The organism is Rhizobium aouanii (genome assembly GCF_037002925.1).
GTDB lineage: Bacteria > Pseudomonadota > Alphaproteobacteria > Rhizobiales > Rhizobiaceae > Rhizobium > Rhizobium aouanii.
In genome coordinates this window covers 25,538-40,183 of sequence record NZ_JBAMYD010000004.1, presented here as the reverse complement: position 1 = coordinate 40,183, position 14,646 = coordinate 25,538, and the positions used below count along the sequence as shown (strand labels likewise).

The 14,646-nt window shown below is 62.5% G+C and carries 14 protein-coding genes; 9 read left to right on the top strand and 5 right to left on the bottom strand.

Annotated features, from left to right (window positions below):
* Positions 1 to 293: 293 nt before the first annotated feature.
* Positions 294 to 1,244 (bottom strand): LysR family transcriptional regulator, encoded by a 951-nt coding sequence (locus tag V8P77_RS08270; protein WP_335911605.1) that lies wholly within the window; start codon positions 1,242 to 1,244, stop codon positions 294 to 296.
* A gap of 95 nt (positions 1,245 to 1,339) precedes the next feature.
* On the opposite strand from V8P77_RS08270, the gene V8P77_RS08265 reads away from it, so the two are divergent.
* From V8P77_RS08265 to V8P77_RS08225, 9 genes are read left to right on the top strand one after another with little or no spacing between them, the layout of a single operon-like run.
* A complete protein-coding gene (locus V8P77_RS08265; RefSeq protein ID WP_335911604.1) occupies positions 1,340 to 2,203 on the top strand; it encodes a dioxygenase family protein in 864 nt (287 codons plus the stop codon).
* Positions 2,200 to 3,258 (top strand): maleylacetate reductase, encoded by a 1,059-nt coding sequence (locus V8P77_RS08260; RefSeq protein WP_335911602.1) that lies wholly within the window; start codon positions 2,200 to 2,202, stop codon positions 3,256 to 3,258. Before V8P77_RS08265 ends, V8P77_RS08260 begins: the two co-directional genes overlap by 4 nt.
* Positions 3,259 to 3,305: 47 nt before the next feature.
* Entirely contained in the window at positions 3,306 to 4,586 is a 1,281-nt protein-coding gene (locus V8P77_RS08255) for an ABC transporter substrate-binding protein (RefSeq protein ID WP_335911600.1), read from the top strand.
* Between the two features lie 52 nt (positions 4,587 to 4,638).
* Positions 4,639 to 5,358, top strand: coding sequence for an ABC transporter ATP-binding protein (locus V8P77_RS08250; protein WP_335911599.1), 720 nt, complete (start codon positions 4,639 to 4,641; stop codon positions 5,356 to 5,358).
* On the top strand, positions 5,358 to 6,077 hold the full coding sequence (locus V8P77_RS08245) for an ABC transporter ATP-binding protein (RefSeq protein ID WP_335911598.1): 720 nt from the start codon (positions 5,358 to 5,360) through the stop codon (positions 6,075 to 6,077). Before V8P77_RS08250 ends, V8P77_RS08245 begins: the two co-directional genes overlap by 1 nt.
* A complete protein-coding gene (locus V8P77_RS08240; RefSeq protein WP_335911596.1) occupies positions 6,064 to 6,927 on the top strand; it encodes a branched-chain amino acid ABC transporter permease in 864 nt (287 codons plus the stop codon). Before V8P77_RS08245 ends, V8P77_RS08240 begins: the two co-directional genes overlap by 14 nt.
* A 9-nt stretch (positions 6,928 to 6,936) precedes the next feature.
* Positions 6,937 to 8,022 carry a branched-chain amino acid ABC transporter permease gene (locus V8P77_RS08235; RefSeq protein WP_335911594.1) on the top strand — a complete coding sequence of 362 codons (1,086 nt, stop codon included), beginning with the start codon at positions 6,937 to 6,939 and terminating at the stop codon, positions 8,020 to 8,022.
* Entirely contained in the window at positions 8,015 to 9,769 is a 1,755-nt protein-coding gene (locus V8P77_RS08230; RefSeq protein ID WP_335911593.1) for an FAD-dependent monooxygenase, read from the top strand. The genes V8P77_RS08235 and V8P77_RS08230 overlap by 8 nt, the downstream gene beginning before the upstream one ends.
* Before the next feature lie 7 nt (positions 9,770 to 9,776).
* Complete coding sequence (locus V8P77_RS08225) at positions 9,777 to 10,670, top strand: intradiol ring-cleavage dioxygenase (protein WP_335911591.1); 894 nt, start codon at positions 9,777 to 9,779, stop codon at positions 10,668 to 10,670.
* A 222-nt stretch (positions 10,671 to 10,892) separates the two neighbouring features.
* On the opposite strand, the gene V8P77_RS08220 is transcribed toward V8P77_RS08225, so the two are convergent.
* From V8P77_RS08220 to V8P77_RS08205, 4 genes are read right to left on the bottom strand one after another with little or no spacing between them, the layout of a single operon-like run.
* A complete protein-coding gene (locus V8P77_RS08220) occupies positions 10,893 to 11,546 on the bottom strand; it encodes an HD domain-containing protein (protein WP_335911589.1) in 654 nt (217 codons plus the stop codon).
* A 17-nt stretch (positions 11,547 to 11,563) separates the two neighbouring features.
* The gene (locus V8P77_RS08215; RefSeq protein ID WP_335911588.1) at positions 11,564 to 12,229 is read right to left on the bottom strand and encodes an HAD family hydrolase; all 666 of its coding nucleotides are present in this window, start codon (positions 12,227 to 12,229) and stop codon (positions 11,564 to 11,566) included.
* Positions 12,226 to 13,341 (bottom strand): ABC transporter ATP-binding protein, encoded by a 1,116-nt coding sequence (locus V8P77_RS08210; RefSeq protein WP_335911586.1) that lies wholly within the window; start codon positions 13,339 to 13,341, stop codon positions 12,226 to 12,228. Before V8P77_RS08210 ends, V8P77_RS08215 begins: the two co-directional genes overlap by 4 nt.
* 8 nt (positions 13,342 to 13,349) lie before the next feature.
* The gene (locus V8P77_RS08205; RefSeq protein ID WP_335911584.1) at positions 13,350 to 14,630 is read right to left on the bottom strand and encodes an extracellular solute-binding protein; all 1,281 of its coding nucleotides are present in this window, start codon (positions 14,628 to 14,630) and stop codon (positions 13,350 to 13,352) included.
* Positions 14,631 to 14,646 lie beyond the last annotated feature (16 nt).

Here is a 14,646-nt window from a genome sequence, read left to right as displayed (position 1 = left end):
CCTTAATTTTGGTCCATTTGTCTATCTTGGTATCCGAAGGTACGGGCAAACCCTCTCGCAGCAAGAGGGTAAGCTCAGGCGCTTTGTCCGATTTATAGATGCAAATCCTCATCGCACGCGCCTAACTGCCCCAGATTTATGACGGTTATATTGCGCCGCATTATCAGTTATTGCAATGCCGCAAAGCCGTTCTCTGCAGATGGACCGCAGCCAGCCGTGCGGTCCAGCCGGGAGACCACTTCCAGTACTTATTGATTTCCTGATATCACCGGGGATCCAGGGGAAACCAGCGTCTAGGCTCCCCAGACCACGGATTGTTCGTGCCGCTTGATCAGATGTTTGAGATTTTCGAAGCTCGTGCGGATGTGGCGGGCGAAGTGATCGACGGCGGGCGTGCGGGGTGCGTCCGAACGCTTCAGCAGACCGAGTGCGCGTTCCGGATGGGGGATGGGGACGGGCAGGGCGGTGATGGATTTTTCGTTGCGCAATGCGAAGACGACGCTGTGCGGCAGGATGGTCAGCGCATCGGCCGCCTTCATGTAGTGGACGACGCTCATCAGAGAGCCGCCCGAATAGCGGATCTTGACCTCGGTTGCGCCGAAAGACAGGAGCATGCTGCGCAGATCGGCAAGCAGCGGGCTGCCTGGCGGCGGCGCCACCCAGGGAGAATCCAGCAGGTGTGCCGGCTGAGGCCGCCGCTTCAACAGCAGTGGATGGTTGACCCGGCAGGCGATGACGTTGCGCCCGGGCAGGATCTGCTGGAATTCGAGGCCGGAGCCCTCGTCGAGAATATCGATCGGACAGATGGCGAGGTCGATCTGGTCGGCATTGAGCGCGACGCGGAGGTCTGGGAAGTAACCATAGGTCTGGTCGATGCGCACGTCCGAATGCTGATTCTGGAATTCTGCGATCATGCCGGCGATCAACGCATCCATGAAAAAAGGCGTACCGCCGACACGCACCACGCCGCTCCTGCCGGCCCGAAAGCTTTCGACGACATCAAAGGCCTTGCGCGATGCCGACAGCATGGTCTGACCGTGATCAGCCAGCGCTCGACCGAGCGGGGTTGGTTGCAGCGGCCGTCGACCCTTGACGAACAGCGGTTCGCCAATGCGGGCTTCGAGCATCGAGAGCGTGCGCGAGACGGCCGGCTGCGATAGGCCGAGCAGGGCAGCTCCCTCGGTGACCCCACCGGTTTTAACGACTGCCGCAAGCTGGACAAGATGACGTTCGTCTATCTTCATAACGATATGATATATTAATCGCGAATAAAATCATTACCGGTCCGTCGCATTTGTATTAATTTTCTCTCCACCAGCCAATGCCCTGGAGGAGACGCATGATGCCGGGTCCGACGGCGCTGAATTTCAGCGAGACCACCTCGCATGACATTTTCGCGCAACGACTTCCGCAATCGAAGGATGACAGCCTGCCGCAGATTCTGGCGGCTGCGGTGACGCATCTTCATGCCCTCATCCGGGAATTGCGGCCGTCCCAGGCGGACTGGCGCAAGGTGATCGAATTTCTGACCGAAGTCGGCCATGCCAGCGACGAGCGGCGCCAGGAGTGGGTGCTGCTGTCGGATCTGCTCGGCGCTTCGGCGCTGGTCGAGGAAATCAATTCACGCCGTCCGAAGAGCGCCACTCCCAATACGGTGCGCGGACCCTTCTTCCGCGCCGACATTCCGCAGCTGCCGCTCGGCAGCAATATCTCGCTCGATGGCATCGGCGAGACGCTGGAGGTTTTCGGCCGCGTGCAGGATCTTGATGGCGATCCGATCGCGAATGCCGAAATCATCACCTGGCAAGCCAATGCTCAAGGGTTGTACGAAAACCAGCAGCCGGATCTGCAGCCGGAATTCAACCTGCGCGGCGGCTTCCGCACGGATGCGGATGGACGTTTCCACTATCGGACGGTCAAGCCCTGCGGCTACGGTGTGCCGGACGACGGTCCCGTGGGGAAACTTCTGCGGCAGGCGGGCTATCCGCTACGCCGCCCCGCGCATCTTCATTTCATCATAAGGGCCCCGGGCTTCGAGACGATCACCACGCATATCTATGACGGCAGCGATCCCAATCTGGCCGAAGACGCGATCTTCGCCGTCAAACCGGAGCTGGTGCGAAGCTTCGAGCGGCAGGGCAAGGGATGGCTGTTGGACCTGACCTTCGTCATGGTCCGCGCCAGGCAGGGAGCCGACACATGAGCCGCGAATTCATCTATAGCGGCAGCCCCGCCCATATCGTCTTTGGAGAAGGCAAGAGCGCTGCCGCCGGCGAGTGGGTGGAAAAGCTCGGCTGCGCCAAGGCACTCGTCCTCTCGACGCCGCAGCAGAAGGCGGACGCGGAAGCGCTGGCGGCGCGGCTGGGCTCTCTCGCCGTCGGCGTCTTTGCCGGCGCCGTCATGCACACGCCGGTCGGTGTCACCGAAGAGGCGATGGAAGTGGTTCACGAGAGGAAGGCCGATTGCGTCATTTCGCTCGGCGGCGGCTCGACCACCGGGCTTGGCAAGGCGATCGCCTATCGCACGGATCTACCGCAGATCGTCATTCCGACAACCTATGCCGGATCGGAAGTGACGCCTATCCTCGGCCAGACGGAGGGCGGGCGCAAGACGACAGTACGCCATCAGAGCATCCTGCCAGAGGTGGTGATCTACGACCCGGCGCTGACGCTTGGCCTGCCGGTCGGCATGAGCGTCACCTCGGGATTGAATGCCATGGCCCATGCGGTCGAGGCGCTCTACGCTGAGGACCGCAACCCGATTTCGACGCTGATGGCGGCCGAAGGGCTGCGGGCCTTCAAGACCAGTCTGCCCGCCATCGTCGCTACGCCTGAGGCTGCCGATGTCCGCGCCGATGCGCTCTACGGCGCCTGGCTCTGCGGCACCGTGCTCGGCACGGTCGGCATGGCGCTGCACCACAAGATCTGCCACACGCTGGGCGGCACTTTCGATACACCGCATGCCGATACGCATGCGATCATGCTGCCGCATACCGCCGCCTACAATGCCGCGGCCGTGCCGGAGCTTCTGGCGCCGGTCGCCGATATCTTCAGCGGTTCGGTCGGCGGCGGGCTTTGGGATTTCGCGAGACAAATCGGTTCGCCGCTGGCGCTGAAGGATCTTGGCTTGAGCGAAGCCGATCTCGATCGCGCGGCCGGGATCGCCACCGAAAATCCCTACTGGAATCCAAGGCCGATCGACCGGCAATCCATTCGTGCTCTGCTGCAGGATGCCTGGGAGGGCAAGCGGCCGGCATAGGCTGACACATCACACTCTGGGAGGAGGGGAAAATGGGAGGAGGAAACATGTTTACGAGACGCGATTTTCTGAAGACGACGGCCGCCACCGGGGCACTGGCCGCCACATCCGGGCTCGCCGCGCCTGCGGTCGCGCAGGATGCTGCAATCAAGCTCGGTTATGTCAGCCCACAGACGGGGCCGCTTGCCGCCTTCGGCGAAGCCGACAAATTCGTCATCGACAGTTTTCTGGCGACCACCAAGGCGATGGGGCTCAACTATGAGATCGTCGTCAAGGACAGCCAGTCCAATCCGAACCGGGCAGCTGAAGTCGCCAAGGAACTGATCGTCACCGACGAGGTGAACCTGATCCTCGTCGCCTCGACGCCGGAAACCACCAATCCGGTGGCGACAACCTGCGAGGCCGAGGAAATGCCCTGCATTTCGACGGTGGCTCCCTGGCAGCCGTGGTTCATCGGCCAGCAGGGCAATCCCGGCGACCCGGCCTCCTGGAAACCATTCAACTACGCCTATCACTTCTTCTGGGGCCTGGAGGACGTCATCTCGGTCTTCACCAATATGTGGGCGCAGATCGAGACCAACAAAAAGGTCGGCGGGCTCTTCCCTAACGACGGCGACGGCAATGCCTGGGGCGACAAGGTCGTCGGCTTCCCGCCGGTGCTGGAAAAGATGGGCTACGGCCTGATCGATCCCGGTCGCTACCAGAACATGACCGATGATTTCTCGGCGCAGATCAACGCCTTCAAATCAGGCCAGTGCGAAATCATCACCGGCGTGGTCATCCCGCCTGACTTCACCACCTTCTGGAACCAGGCAAAGCAGCAGGGTTTCGCCCCGAAGATCGCCTCGATCGGCAAGGCGCTGCTCTTCCCGCAGACCGTGGAGGCGCTCGGCAACGCCGGCCATAATCTGTCGTCGGAAGTCTGGTGGACGCCGAGCCATCCGTTCAAGTCGTCCCTGACGGGAGAAAGTGCCGCACAGGTGGCAGCCGCCTTCACCAAGGCGACCAACAGGCCCTGGACGCAGCCGATCGGCTTTGCCCATGCGCTGTTCGAGCTGGCGGTGGATGCGATGAAGCGGGCCGGAGATCCGACAGATGGGGATGCGGTCGCAGAGGCGATTGCGGCGACCAAGCTCGATACGCTGGTCGGGCCGATCGCCTGGGACGGCAAGGGCCTGCCGCCTTTCGCGGCCAAGAACATCGCCAAAACGCCGCTCGTCGGCGGCCAGTGGCGGTTGAAGGACGGCGGCGGCTACGATCTCGTCATCACCGATAATAAGACGGCGCCGAACATTCCGGTCGGCGGCAAGATGGAAGCGATTGCCTGATTTTTGGCGCGGGGCCTGCTAGAGGCCCCCGCCTGTTCTGGGAGGAATGGGTTTGGCAATTCTCGAACTCGATTGGGTCTCGAAGAAATTCGGCGCATTGACGGTCGCCGAGCAGATTTCCTTTGCCGTCGGTGAAGGCGAGGCGCTCGGAATTATCGGGCCAAACGGCGCCGGCAAGTCGACACTGTTCAATCTGATCACCGGCAATATTCCCGCCGATAGCGGCAGCATCCGCTTTCTCGGCAGCGACGTGACGCGCACGCCGCCGATGGCGCGCTGCCTGTCGGGCATGGGCCGCACCTTCCAGATCCCGCAGCCGTTCGAGAAGCTGACGGTCTTCGAAAACCTCTTGGTCGCCGGCGCTTTCGGATCGCGGCGGCGCGAGGCCGAGGTGTCGGACCGCTGCGCCGAAATCCTGGTCGATACCGGGCTGATCGACAAGGCGAATGTGCTGGCCGGCAGCCTGTCGCTGCTGCAGCGCAAGCGGCTGGAACTCGCCCGGGCGCTGGCGACGGAACCGAAGCTGCTGCTGCTCGATGAAATCGCCGGCGGACTGACCGAGGGCGAGTGCCGGTCGCTGGTCGCCACCATCCGCGCCATTCATGCGCGCGGCGTTGCCGTCATCTGGATCGAGCATGTGCTGCATGCGCTGAATTCCGTCGTCGAGCGGCTGCTGGTGCTGCATTTCGGCAAGGTCATCGGCATCGGCAAGCCGGAGGACATCATGGCGTCGCGCGATGTGCGTGAAATCTATCTGGGGATCGAGATCTGATGGCGCTGCTCGAAACCAGAGGCTTGACCGCCTCCTACGGCGATTTCCAGGCACTGTTCGGCGTCGACATCATGGTCGGCGCCGGCGAGACCATCGCCATCATCGGCGCCAACGGCGCCGGCAAGACGACGCTGATGCGCTCCATCTCAGGCGTGCTCGCCAATGCGCCGGCGTCGATCCTCTACCGCAACGAGCCGATCGGCGCGCTGCCGGCGCCTGACATTCTGGCGCGCGGCATCGCCATGGTGCCGGAGGGGCGAAAGCTCTTTCCGTCGCTGAGCGTCGAGGAAAACCTGCTGATCGGCAATTATGGCCGCAAGGTCGATGGCCCGTGGACGCTCGAAAGCATCTTCGCGCTGTTCCCGATCCTGAAGGAACGGCGCAACAATCCGGCCACAGCACTTTCCGGCGGGCAGCAGCAGATGGTGGCGATCGGCCGCGGGCTAATGTCCAATCCGGCGGTGCTGCTCTGCGACGAGATCAGCCTTGGCCTTGCGCCCGTCGTGGTCCGCGATATCTACGCCGCCTTTCCCAGTATCCGCGAGACCGGCGCTTCGATCGTCATCGTCGAGCAGGACATCGCCCAGGCGCTGAAGGTGGCCGACCGCGTCTACTGCATGATGGAAGGGCGGGTGACGCTGTCGGGCCGCGCCGCCGATCTCAGCCGAGACGACATCCACAAGGCCTATTTCGGGACGGACCATCATGAACTGGCTTGATACCATTCTCCAGGGCGTGCTGCTCGGCGGGCTCTACGCGCTGTTTGCGGCGGGCCTGAGCCTCGTCTTCGGCATCATGCGGCTGGTCAATCTCGCCCATGGCGACCTGATCGTGCTGGCCGCCTTCCTGATTCTGATCCTGGTGACGACGCTCGGGCTCAATCCGTTCGTCGCCGCCGCTATCGCGATGCCGTCGATGTTCGCCATCGGTTGGGTCCTGCAATATTTCCTGCTCAACCGCACGCTCGGCAAGGATATCCTGCCGCCGCTGCTCGTCACCTTCGGCCTGTCGATCGTCATCCAGAACGGCCTGCTCGAAGGGTTTTCCGCCGATAGCCGCCGCGTCTTTGCCGGCAGCCTCGAGAGCGCCTCCGTCAATCTCGGCCCGGTCACCGCCGGCATCATGCCGCTGATGACCTTGTTTTCGGCGGTCGCCGTCATCGTCTGTCTCAACCAGCTGATCTATCGCACGTCCGTCGGCCGCGCCTTCCGGGCGACCTCGGACGATCCGGTGACGGCGGAGCTGATGGGCATCCGGCCGCAGCGCGTCTTCGCCATGGCGACGGGGCTTGCCATGGTCGTGGTGACGATCGCAGCGCTCTATCTTGGCACGCGAGCCAATTTCGATCCGACGTCAGGGCCGGCGCGGCTGATCTATGCCTTCGAAGCGGTGATCATCGGCGGGCTCGGCTCGCTCTGGGGCACGCTCGCCGGCGGCATCATCTTAGGCGTTGCCCAGACGGTGGGTGCCGCGATCAATCCGGAATGGCAGATCCTTGCCGGCCATCTGGCATTCCTCGCCGTTCTCCTGTTCAAGCCGCGCGGCCTTTTCCCGCGCGCGGTGAATTGAGGTGTATCGATGACCATGGCCATTCCATCCTTCACAGTCGAGACACGCACCAGGGCATCTGCATTGTCCACGATAGCTGTGATCGCTCTCTTGCTGCTTGCCCTCGCCGCGCCCTTCATCGTCTCGCGCGGTGTCATCCAGGACCTGTTCTTCATCCTCACCATGCTGGTGCTGGCGCAGAACTGGAACCTGCTTGCCGGGTATGCCGGGCTGATCTCGGTCGGCCAGCAGGTCTTCGTCGGTTTCGGCGCCTATATGATGTTCGGCTGCGTCATCCTGTTCGGCGTTGATCCGGTCGCGGCCATCCTGATTGCCGGCGTATTATCAATCGCCCTTGCCATTCCCACAGCCTTCTTCACCTTCCGGCTCTACGGCCCCTATTTCGCCATCGGCACCTGGGTGGTGGCCGAGGTCGTGCGGCTGCTGCTGGCTCAGTGGAAGGCGCTCGGCGGCGGCACCGGCACCTCGCTGCCGCGCGATGCGACCCGCGAGATGATGGGTGTCGGCACGATGCGCGACCTTTTCGGCATGAAGGCCTCTGAGGCCGGCGATGCGCTGACCTATTGGCTGGCGCTGATCCTCGCCGTCGCGACTATCGGCTTCATCTATAGGCTGCTGCGCAGCAAGCAGGGTCTCGGCCTTGCCGCCGTGCGTGACAATGAGCAGGCGGCCCGCGCCGTCGGCGTCGATGCGCGGCGGATGAAGACGCTGGTCTATCTCGCCACCGCCTTCATGACAGGCATCGCCGGGGCGCTGATCTATCTGCAGAAAGCGCGCATTTCGCCGGATGCCGCCTTCTCGGTCACCGACTGGACGGCCTATGTCATCTTCATCGTCGTGATCGGCGGCATCGGCACGATCGAGGGACCGATCCTCGGTGTCATCATCTTCTTTCTGCTGCAGAACCTCTTGGCCGACTACGGCTCCTGGTACCTGCTGATGCTCGGTCTTCTCGGCATCGCCATCATGCTTTTCGCGCCGCGCGGCCTCTGGGGATTGTTCTCCGGCCGCACCGGCATTCAGCTTTTCCCGGTTCGCCGCGTCCTGAAGGGCGGGCCGCTCAATCTCACGCATAGGGGAGGGCCTCATGGCTGACATTACCACCGACGTACTCATCATCGGCACCGGTCCGGCGGGTTCGGCCACCGCGGCCCTGCTTTCGTCCTACGGGGTCGAGAACCTGGTGATCAACCGCTATCGCTGGCTCGCCAGCACGCCGCGCGCCCACATTACCAACCAGCGCACCATGGAAGTGCTGCGCGATCTCGGCCGCGACGTGGAGGACGAGGCCTATGTGTTCGCGGCAGAGCAGGACCTGATGGGTGAGAACGTCTTCTGCACTTCGCTCACCGGCGAGGAGATCGGCCGGATGAAGAGCTGGGGCAAACATCCGCTGTCGCGCGCCGAGCACCAATTGTCGTCGCCGACCCATATGAACGACCTGCCGCAGACCTTCATGGAGCCGCTTTTGTTCAAGACGGCCTGCTCGCGCGGCAGCCAGTCGCGCATGTCGACGGAATATCTGAGCCATGCGCAGGATGAAGACGGGGTAACGACGACCTGTCTCGACCGGCTGACCGGCAAGGAATTTACCGTCCGCTCGAAATATCTTGTCGGCGCCGATGGCGGCAATTCCAAGGTGGCGGAACATGCTGGTCTCACCTTCGAAGGCAAGATGGGAGTTGCCGGTTCGATGAACATCCTGTTCAAGGCAGACCTTTCGCGACTGGTCGCCCATCGACCCTCGGTGCTTTACTGGGTGCTGCAGCCGGGCGCCGATGTCGGCGGCATCGGCATGGGGCTGGTGCGCATGGTCAGGCCCTGGGACGAATGGCTGATCGTCTGGGGTTACGACATCAACCAGCCGGCGCCTGAGGTGGATGAAGCGCATGCGAGAAAAGTCGTACGCGACCTCGTCGGTGATCCCGAGCTGGAAATGACCATCAAGTCGGTCTCGACCTGGACCGTCAACAACATGTACGCCACCACGATGTCGAATGGCCGCGTCTTCTGCATGGGCGACGCCACCCACCGCCATCCGCCGTCGAACGGCCTTGGCTCCAACACCTCGATCCAGGACGCTTTCAATGTCGCCTGGAAGCTCGCCTTCGTCCTGAAGGGCGCCGCCGGTGAGAAACTTCTCGACAGCTATCAGGCCGAGCGCGCGCCTGTTGCAAAGCAGATCGTCACCCGCGCCAATAAGTCGATCGAAGAATTTGGCCCGATCTTCAAGGCGCTCGGGCTGCTCGATTCCATCGACCCGGTAAAGATGCAGCAGAACATGGATGCCCGCTGCAACAACACTGTCGCAGCCGAGGAGCAACGCGCCGCGATCCGCAAGGCGATCGCCTACAAGGTCTACGAGTTCGATTGCCACGGAGTCGAGATGAATCAGCGCTACCGCTCCGGCGCGGCAATCACTGACGGACAAGCCGAGCCTGTATTCACCAAGGACCCGGAACTGCATTGCCAGCAGACGAGCTGGCCCGGTGCGCGGCTGCCGCATGCCTGGGTCTTCTCTGCCACCGGCGAGAAGGTTTCGACACTGGATCTCACCGGCCACGGCAAATTCACCGTACTGACCGGGATCGGCGGGCAGGGCTGGGTCGAGGCGGCCCGCAGTCTCGGCAAGGAATTCGGCATGGAAATCGTCGCCCATGTCATCGGCCCCCGCCAGCCGTGGCAGGATTTTACCGGCGACTGGGCCAATATCCGCGAAATCCGCGACAGCGGCATCCTGCTGGTTCGCCCGGATCACCACGTCGCCTGGCGGTGCGAGGCGATGGCCGACGATCCGGCGGGTCAGCTGCGCCGCGTGCTGACAGCAATTCTTGGAAAGTGAGGCCGTGATGGACGCGCATGAAAAGGGTTTCTTCACCGAAGAGAACTCCGTCGAGGTCGTCACCGGCCGCAACAAGAACGCCAAGGACGAGCGGCTGAAGCTGGTCATGGAAGTGGTCACCCGCAAGCTGCATGAGGCAGTGAAGGAGATCGAGCCGACCCAGGACGAATGGATGCAGGCGATCCTGTTTCTGACGCGCACCGGCCAGATGTGCAACGAATGGCGGCAGGAATTCATCCTGCTGTCGGACGTTCTCGGCGTCTCGATGCTGGTCGATGCGATCAACAACCGCAAGCCGTCGGGCGCATCCGAAAGCACGGTGCTCGGCCCCTTCCATGTCGAGGGCGCGCCGGAACTGGAAATGGGCGCCAATATCTGCCTCGATGCCAGGGGCGAGGACATGGTGATCGGCGGTCGCATCCTCGATACGGCGGGACAGCCCATCAAGGATGCTGTGATCGACGTCTGGCAGGCCAATGACGAGGGTTTTTACGACGTGCAGCAGCAGGGTATCCAGCCGGATTTCAACCTGCGAGGCGTCTTCCGCACGGGTCCCGACGGCCACTACTGGTTCCGCGCCGTCAAGCCGAAATACTATCCGATCCCCGACGACGGCCCGGTCGGCCAGATGCTGGACCGCCTGGGCCGCCATCCCAACCGTCCCGCGCATCTGCATTACATTATTAAAGCAGCCGGCTTCGAGACGCTGATCACCCATATCTTCGACCCAAACGATCCCTACATCAACTCCGACGCGGTCTTTGGTGTGAAGGAAAGCCTGCTTGCTGAATTCACGCGCACGCATGATCCGGACCGTGCCAAGGCCTATGACTTCGAGGGTGATTTCTGGGAGGTCGAGCATGACTTCGTGCTCGCCCGCGTCGGCGAAAGACGCGTCTAGCGGCTTGAATGTGGAACCGTACCTGGGAACCATCAGGTCGCTCCACACCAGCCTAACGACATTGAACTTGAGGTGCGGTAAGCAATGACGCGAAACGAACCGCTGCTGGCCAAGCTAATGCCAGAGTTCCATAACACAGATTACGCCGCTTTTGCAATTATAAGTTGATACATACTTTCTTCCAGGCGCAACTTTGCGGCGCATCTTTTCAATGCCGCGAGGTCACCAATTGCAGGGCTGCTGCAACTCTTCGCCAAGCGCCTTCAAGAAGTTGCGGATCGTCTCCGTCCGTCTTTCGGCAATCGCCCGGCCGGATTGCGTCTGCATGGTCTCCGGCAGCTTGAGCAGTTTCACGGCGAAATGGTCGATCGCAAAGCGGCGGTCGTCGAGCGGACGCTCGGCGGCAAACGGATCGGCGCCGTCGAAAAGCATGGTTCCGATCTTGCCGGCAATAAGAAAGGTGCGCGCCATGCCGATGGCGCCGAGCGCATCGATACGGTCTGCGTCCTGAAGGATTTTCGCTTCGAGCGTGATCGGCGCGACATTGGCGGAGAAGCTGTGAGCGATGATCGCATGGCGTATGGCCTCGATTCTCTCCTCCTCGAAACCCAACTCCTGCAGAACCGGCACGGCGGCATCGGCCGAAAGGGCCGATGCCTTCGCCCTGTCAGGCGAATTCTTCGGCAGATTGACGATATCGTGCAGGTAGGCGGCCGCCACGAGAACAGAACGGTCTGCCTCCCCTTCCATGTCGGCGATCTCGAGAGCAACCGATTTAACCCGCCTGATATGATGGACGTCGTGGCTGGCATCGTCATCGCCGGCGAGCCTTGCGAATGCCGTTTCGAAATGGTCGGTCAAAGCTGTGAGATCCATAGTCTCTCTCCTTGCTGTCAGGCTTTCGCGGTATCGCGGGATGAAAGGAACAAGGCTGCCGCCTCGCGCAGGTTGTCGACGACAGGCGCGCCGGTGCCTTCGAGGCGATCGCGCGACTGCATGCCGGTGGCAACGAGGATTGCGGCCAGCCCAAGCGACCTGGCAGCCTCATAGTCATCGATCGTATCGCCGATCAGGCAGGTATCATATTGCTCCAGCCGGAGCGCCCGGCAATGCTGGCCGAGGCTTTCGTGTTTCGTCGGATGGCCAGCGCCGGCGAAACCTTCGATCAGCGTGAACCTCGGGCGAAGACCATGGCTGTCGATGAGCCTGTTCAACTGTTCCTGTGGCGCCATCGAAAGCAGCGACTGCGAGGCTGCGCCGGCGACGATCTCGAGTGCGACGACGGCGTCTGCCGCCAGGGGCAGTTCGTGCATCAGGGCGCCGTAGCGATGATCGTAGCGCGAGCCGAGATGATTGAGATCGGCGGCTGTCGCCTCGCGACCGAGCAGCGTTGAAAAATACCGGGAAAGAGGCCGGCAATAGTGATGACGCACCTCTTCGATCGTGACATCGGGAGCACCGAGTTCTGCGAGCGCCTCGATGGTGATCCGTGCGGTGATCTCGAAGTCGTCGAGCAGCGTGCCGTTCCAATCCCAGACGACATGGCGGTAGTGCCTCATGGATCCCGTGCCCCGCTCCTGCGCCGTCCGCTCGCCGAGAAAAAGTGGAGATGCTCCGCATCGACCATGAGCGCCAGCCGCTGACCGGCAGGCACCGGCACGGCGAGACGGGCCCGCAGCACCTGATTGGCCGCCGAGAGATGAACGAGGCTGTCGGTCCCAAGCAGCTCACTTCTGACGACATCGGCGTTGAGACACAGCGATCGCGGATCGGGTGGACCGACCCGCATATCTTCGGCGCGAAAGCCGAGGATCAGCCGTTCGCCTGCGGCGATCTCATGACCAGCAGGCAGCCGCATCTCGCCACCGTCGCCGAAACGCAGGTTTGCACCCGCCCCTTCCGCCGCAATCAGATTCATCGAGCCGAGAAAATCGGCGACGAAGATCGATGCCGGACGGCGGAAGATATCGCCGGGGGCACCCTGTTGCTCCACCGCCCCCTCGCGCAGGATGATGAGATGGTCGGCAAGCGCCAGCGCTTCGGTCTGATCATGGGTGACGTAGACGGTGGTCGCGCCGATCTGCCGTTGCAGAAGGGCAAGCTCAGTGCGCATCTCGACACGCAGCTTGGTGTCGAGATTGGAAAGCGGCTCGTCCATCAGCAGCACCCGTGGGCCGCGCACGATCGCCCGAGCAATGCCGACACGCTGGCGCTGCCCGCCGGAGAGCTGAGCCGGCACACGCTCCAAAAGAGTTTCGATCCGCACCAGCCGGGCGGCAGCCTCGACGCGGCGCAGGCGTTCCGCCTTGGGGACGGCCGCCATCCGGAGCGGAAATGCGATATTTTCCGCGACGGTTTTGCTCGGATAGAGCGCGTAATTCTGGAAGACCATGGCAACGCCGCGTTTCTGGGCATCGACATTGCCTACGTCGGCATCGCCGAAGCGAATGGCGCCGCTGCCGATCGGCTCCAGACCGCACAGGCATCTGAGCAGCGTGGTCTTGCCGCAACCGGACGGGCCGACGATGACGGTGATCCTGCCGGCCGGGCAGGAAACGGTCAGGCCGTCCAGAACCGGCCGCGCAGCGCCCGCATGGGTCTTCGAAACATTGTCGACGAAGATGGGCGGCGGCGCAAAGCCGCCGCCGGCCGAAAACCGAATATGCTGCATCATCTGTCCTATTGGCTCGAAAGCAATCCGGCCATCGTCGTTGCAAGCTTCTGAAGTCCTTCGCTCGCCGTGACGGTGCCGGTCAGGATTTCATACTGGATGTCACCGAAAGCAGTCTGGAACTCGCTGTTGTTCTTGCCGGGCAGCGAATACCAGCCGATGCTCGGCTGCGTATTGATCGAGGCAAGCGTCGGGTTCTTGGCATAATAGTCACCCAGCAGATCGGCTTTTTCCGCAGCGGTGCGGTTATGCGGCGACGACGCCGTCGCCATCACGGTCTTTGCCACGTTCTCCGGCGTGATCAGCGACAGCAGCGCCTTGCAGGTCGCGGCCTGCTTTTCGGGATCGGTCGCCAGCATCACGAAGCCGTTGCTCGAAGCCGTCACGACGCGCGCGCCGCCATCCTTGATCGGCATCGGTGCGAGACTGACGTGGAAATTGACCTTGCCCGTCAGCGCCGGAAAGGACGAGGAGGAAATCAGCAGCATGCCGACGTCGCCGGACTGGAAGAGCGCTGCGAACTGCCCCCAGAAGGAACTGGGAGCAATCGCCGGCATGTAGCCCTTTTCGACGAGGCCGCGCATGAACTGCATCACAGCGATGCTTTCGGGGCTCGACACCGCAGGTTTGCCGTCGGCACCGACGATCCGCCCGCCGGCCGAGCGCAACTGTGCCTCGAAAAGATAGTCGTTCGGCATATACATGAGAACGCCGAACCTGTTGGCGGACTTGTCGGTCAGCTTGGCGGCAGCCGCCTCGATCTCGGACCATGTCTGCGGCGGCCGCGACGGATCGAGACCGGCAGCCTTGAAGGCGTCATCATTGATGAAGAGCGCCGGCAGCGTCGTATACCAGGGCATGGCATAGAGCTTGCCGTTGACCTTGAAACCTTCCAGAAGCCCGCTATCAAGCTGGGCAGCAAGCTCCGGTGCCGATGACAAGCAGCTGTCCAGCGGCTGCGCCCGGCCTGAATCGACATAGGCGCGCAAGACGGCACCAGTGACGCGGACCGCATCGGGCGCAGTGCCCGCGACGATATCGGCAAGCACTTTCTGTGTCGTATCGAGGTCGGAACGGTTGTCGAGCTCGAAATTCACCTTCACATCGCTGTTCTTCTCGGCAAAGCCGCTGAAGATGTCCTTGAGCACGTTGCCGTTCTGGCTGGCCTGGCCCGAGACGATGCGAACCTCGGATTGCGCCAGCACCGTTGCGGGCGCGGCCAGCGCGATGGCACAGGAGAATATCGCTGCCTTCACCGCAAGACGGAACGTTGTGGAACTGTTTTTCATCTCTACCTCCGAAGGG

Coding starts and splice junctions, on each gene's coding strand:
- V8P77_RS08270 (WP_335911605.1), bottom strand. CDS start 1,244: ATGAAGATAGACGAACGTCATCTTGTCCAGCTTGCGGCAGTCGTTAAA.
- V8P77_RS08265 (WP_335911604.1), top strand. CDS start 1,340: ATGATGCCGGGTCCGACGGCGCTGAATTTCAGCGAGACCACCTCGCAT.
- V8P77_RS08260 (WP_335911602.1), top strand. CDS start 2,200: ATGAGCCGCGAATTCATCTATAGCGGCAGCCCCGCCCATATCGTCTTT.
- V8P77_RS08255 (WP_335911600.1), top strand. CDS start 3,306: ATGTTTACGAGACGCGATTTTCTGAAGACGACGGCCGCCACCGGGGCA.
- V8P77_RS08245 (WP_335911598.1), top strand. CDS start 5,358: ATGGCGCTGCTCGAAACCAGAGGCTTGACCGCCTCCTACGGCGATTTC.
- V8P77_RS08240 (WP_335911596.1), top strand. CDS start 6,064: ATGAACTGGCTTGATACCATTCTCCAGGGCGTGCTGCTCGGCGGGCTC.
- V8P77_RS08235 (WP_335911594.1), top strand. CDS start 6,937: ATGACCATGGCCATTCCATCCTTCACAGTCGAGACACGCACCAGGGCA.
- V8P77_RS08230 (WP_335911593.1), top strand. CDS start 8,015: ATGGCTGACATTACCACCGACGTACTCATCATCGGCACCGGTCCGGCG.
- V8P77_RS08225 (WP_335911591.1), top strand. CDS start 9,777: ATGGACGCGCATGAAAAGGGTTTCTTCACCGAAGAGAACTCCGTCGAG.
- V8P77_RS08220 (WP_335911589.1), bottom strand. CDS start 11,546: ATGGATCTCACAGCTTTGACCGACCATTTCGAAACGGCATTCGCAAGG.
- V8P77_RS08215 (WP_335911588.1), bottom strand. CDS start 12,229: ATGAGGCACTACCGCCATGTCGTCTGGGATTGGAACGGCACGCTGCTC.
- V8P77_RS08210 (WP_335911586.1), bottom strand. CDS start 13,341: ATGCAGCATATTCGGTTTTCGGCCGGCGGCGGCTTTGCGCCGCCGCCC.
- V8P77_RS08205 (WP_335911584.1), bottom strand. CDS start 14,630: ATGAAAAACAGTTCCACAACGTTCCGTCTTGCGGTGAAGGCAGCGATA.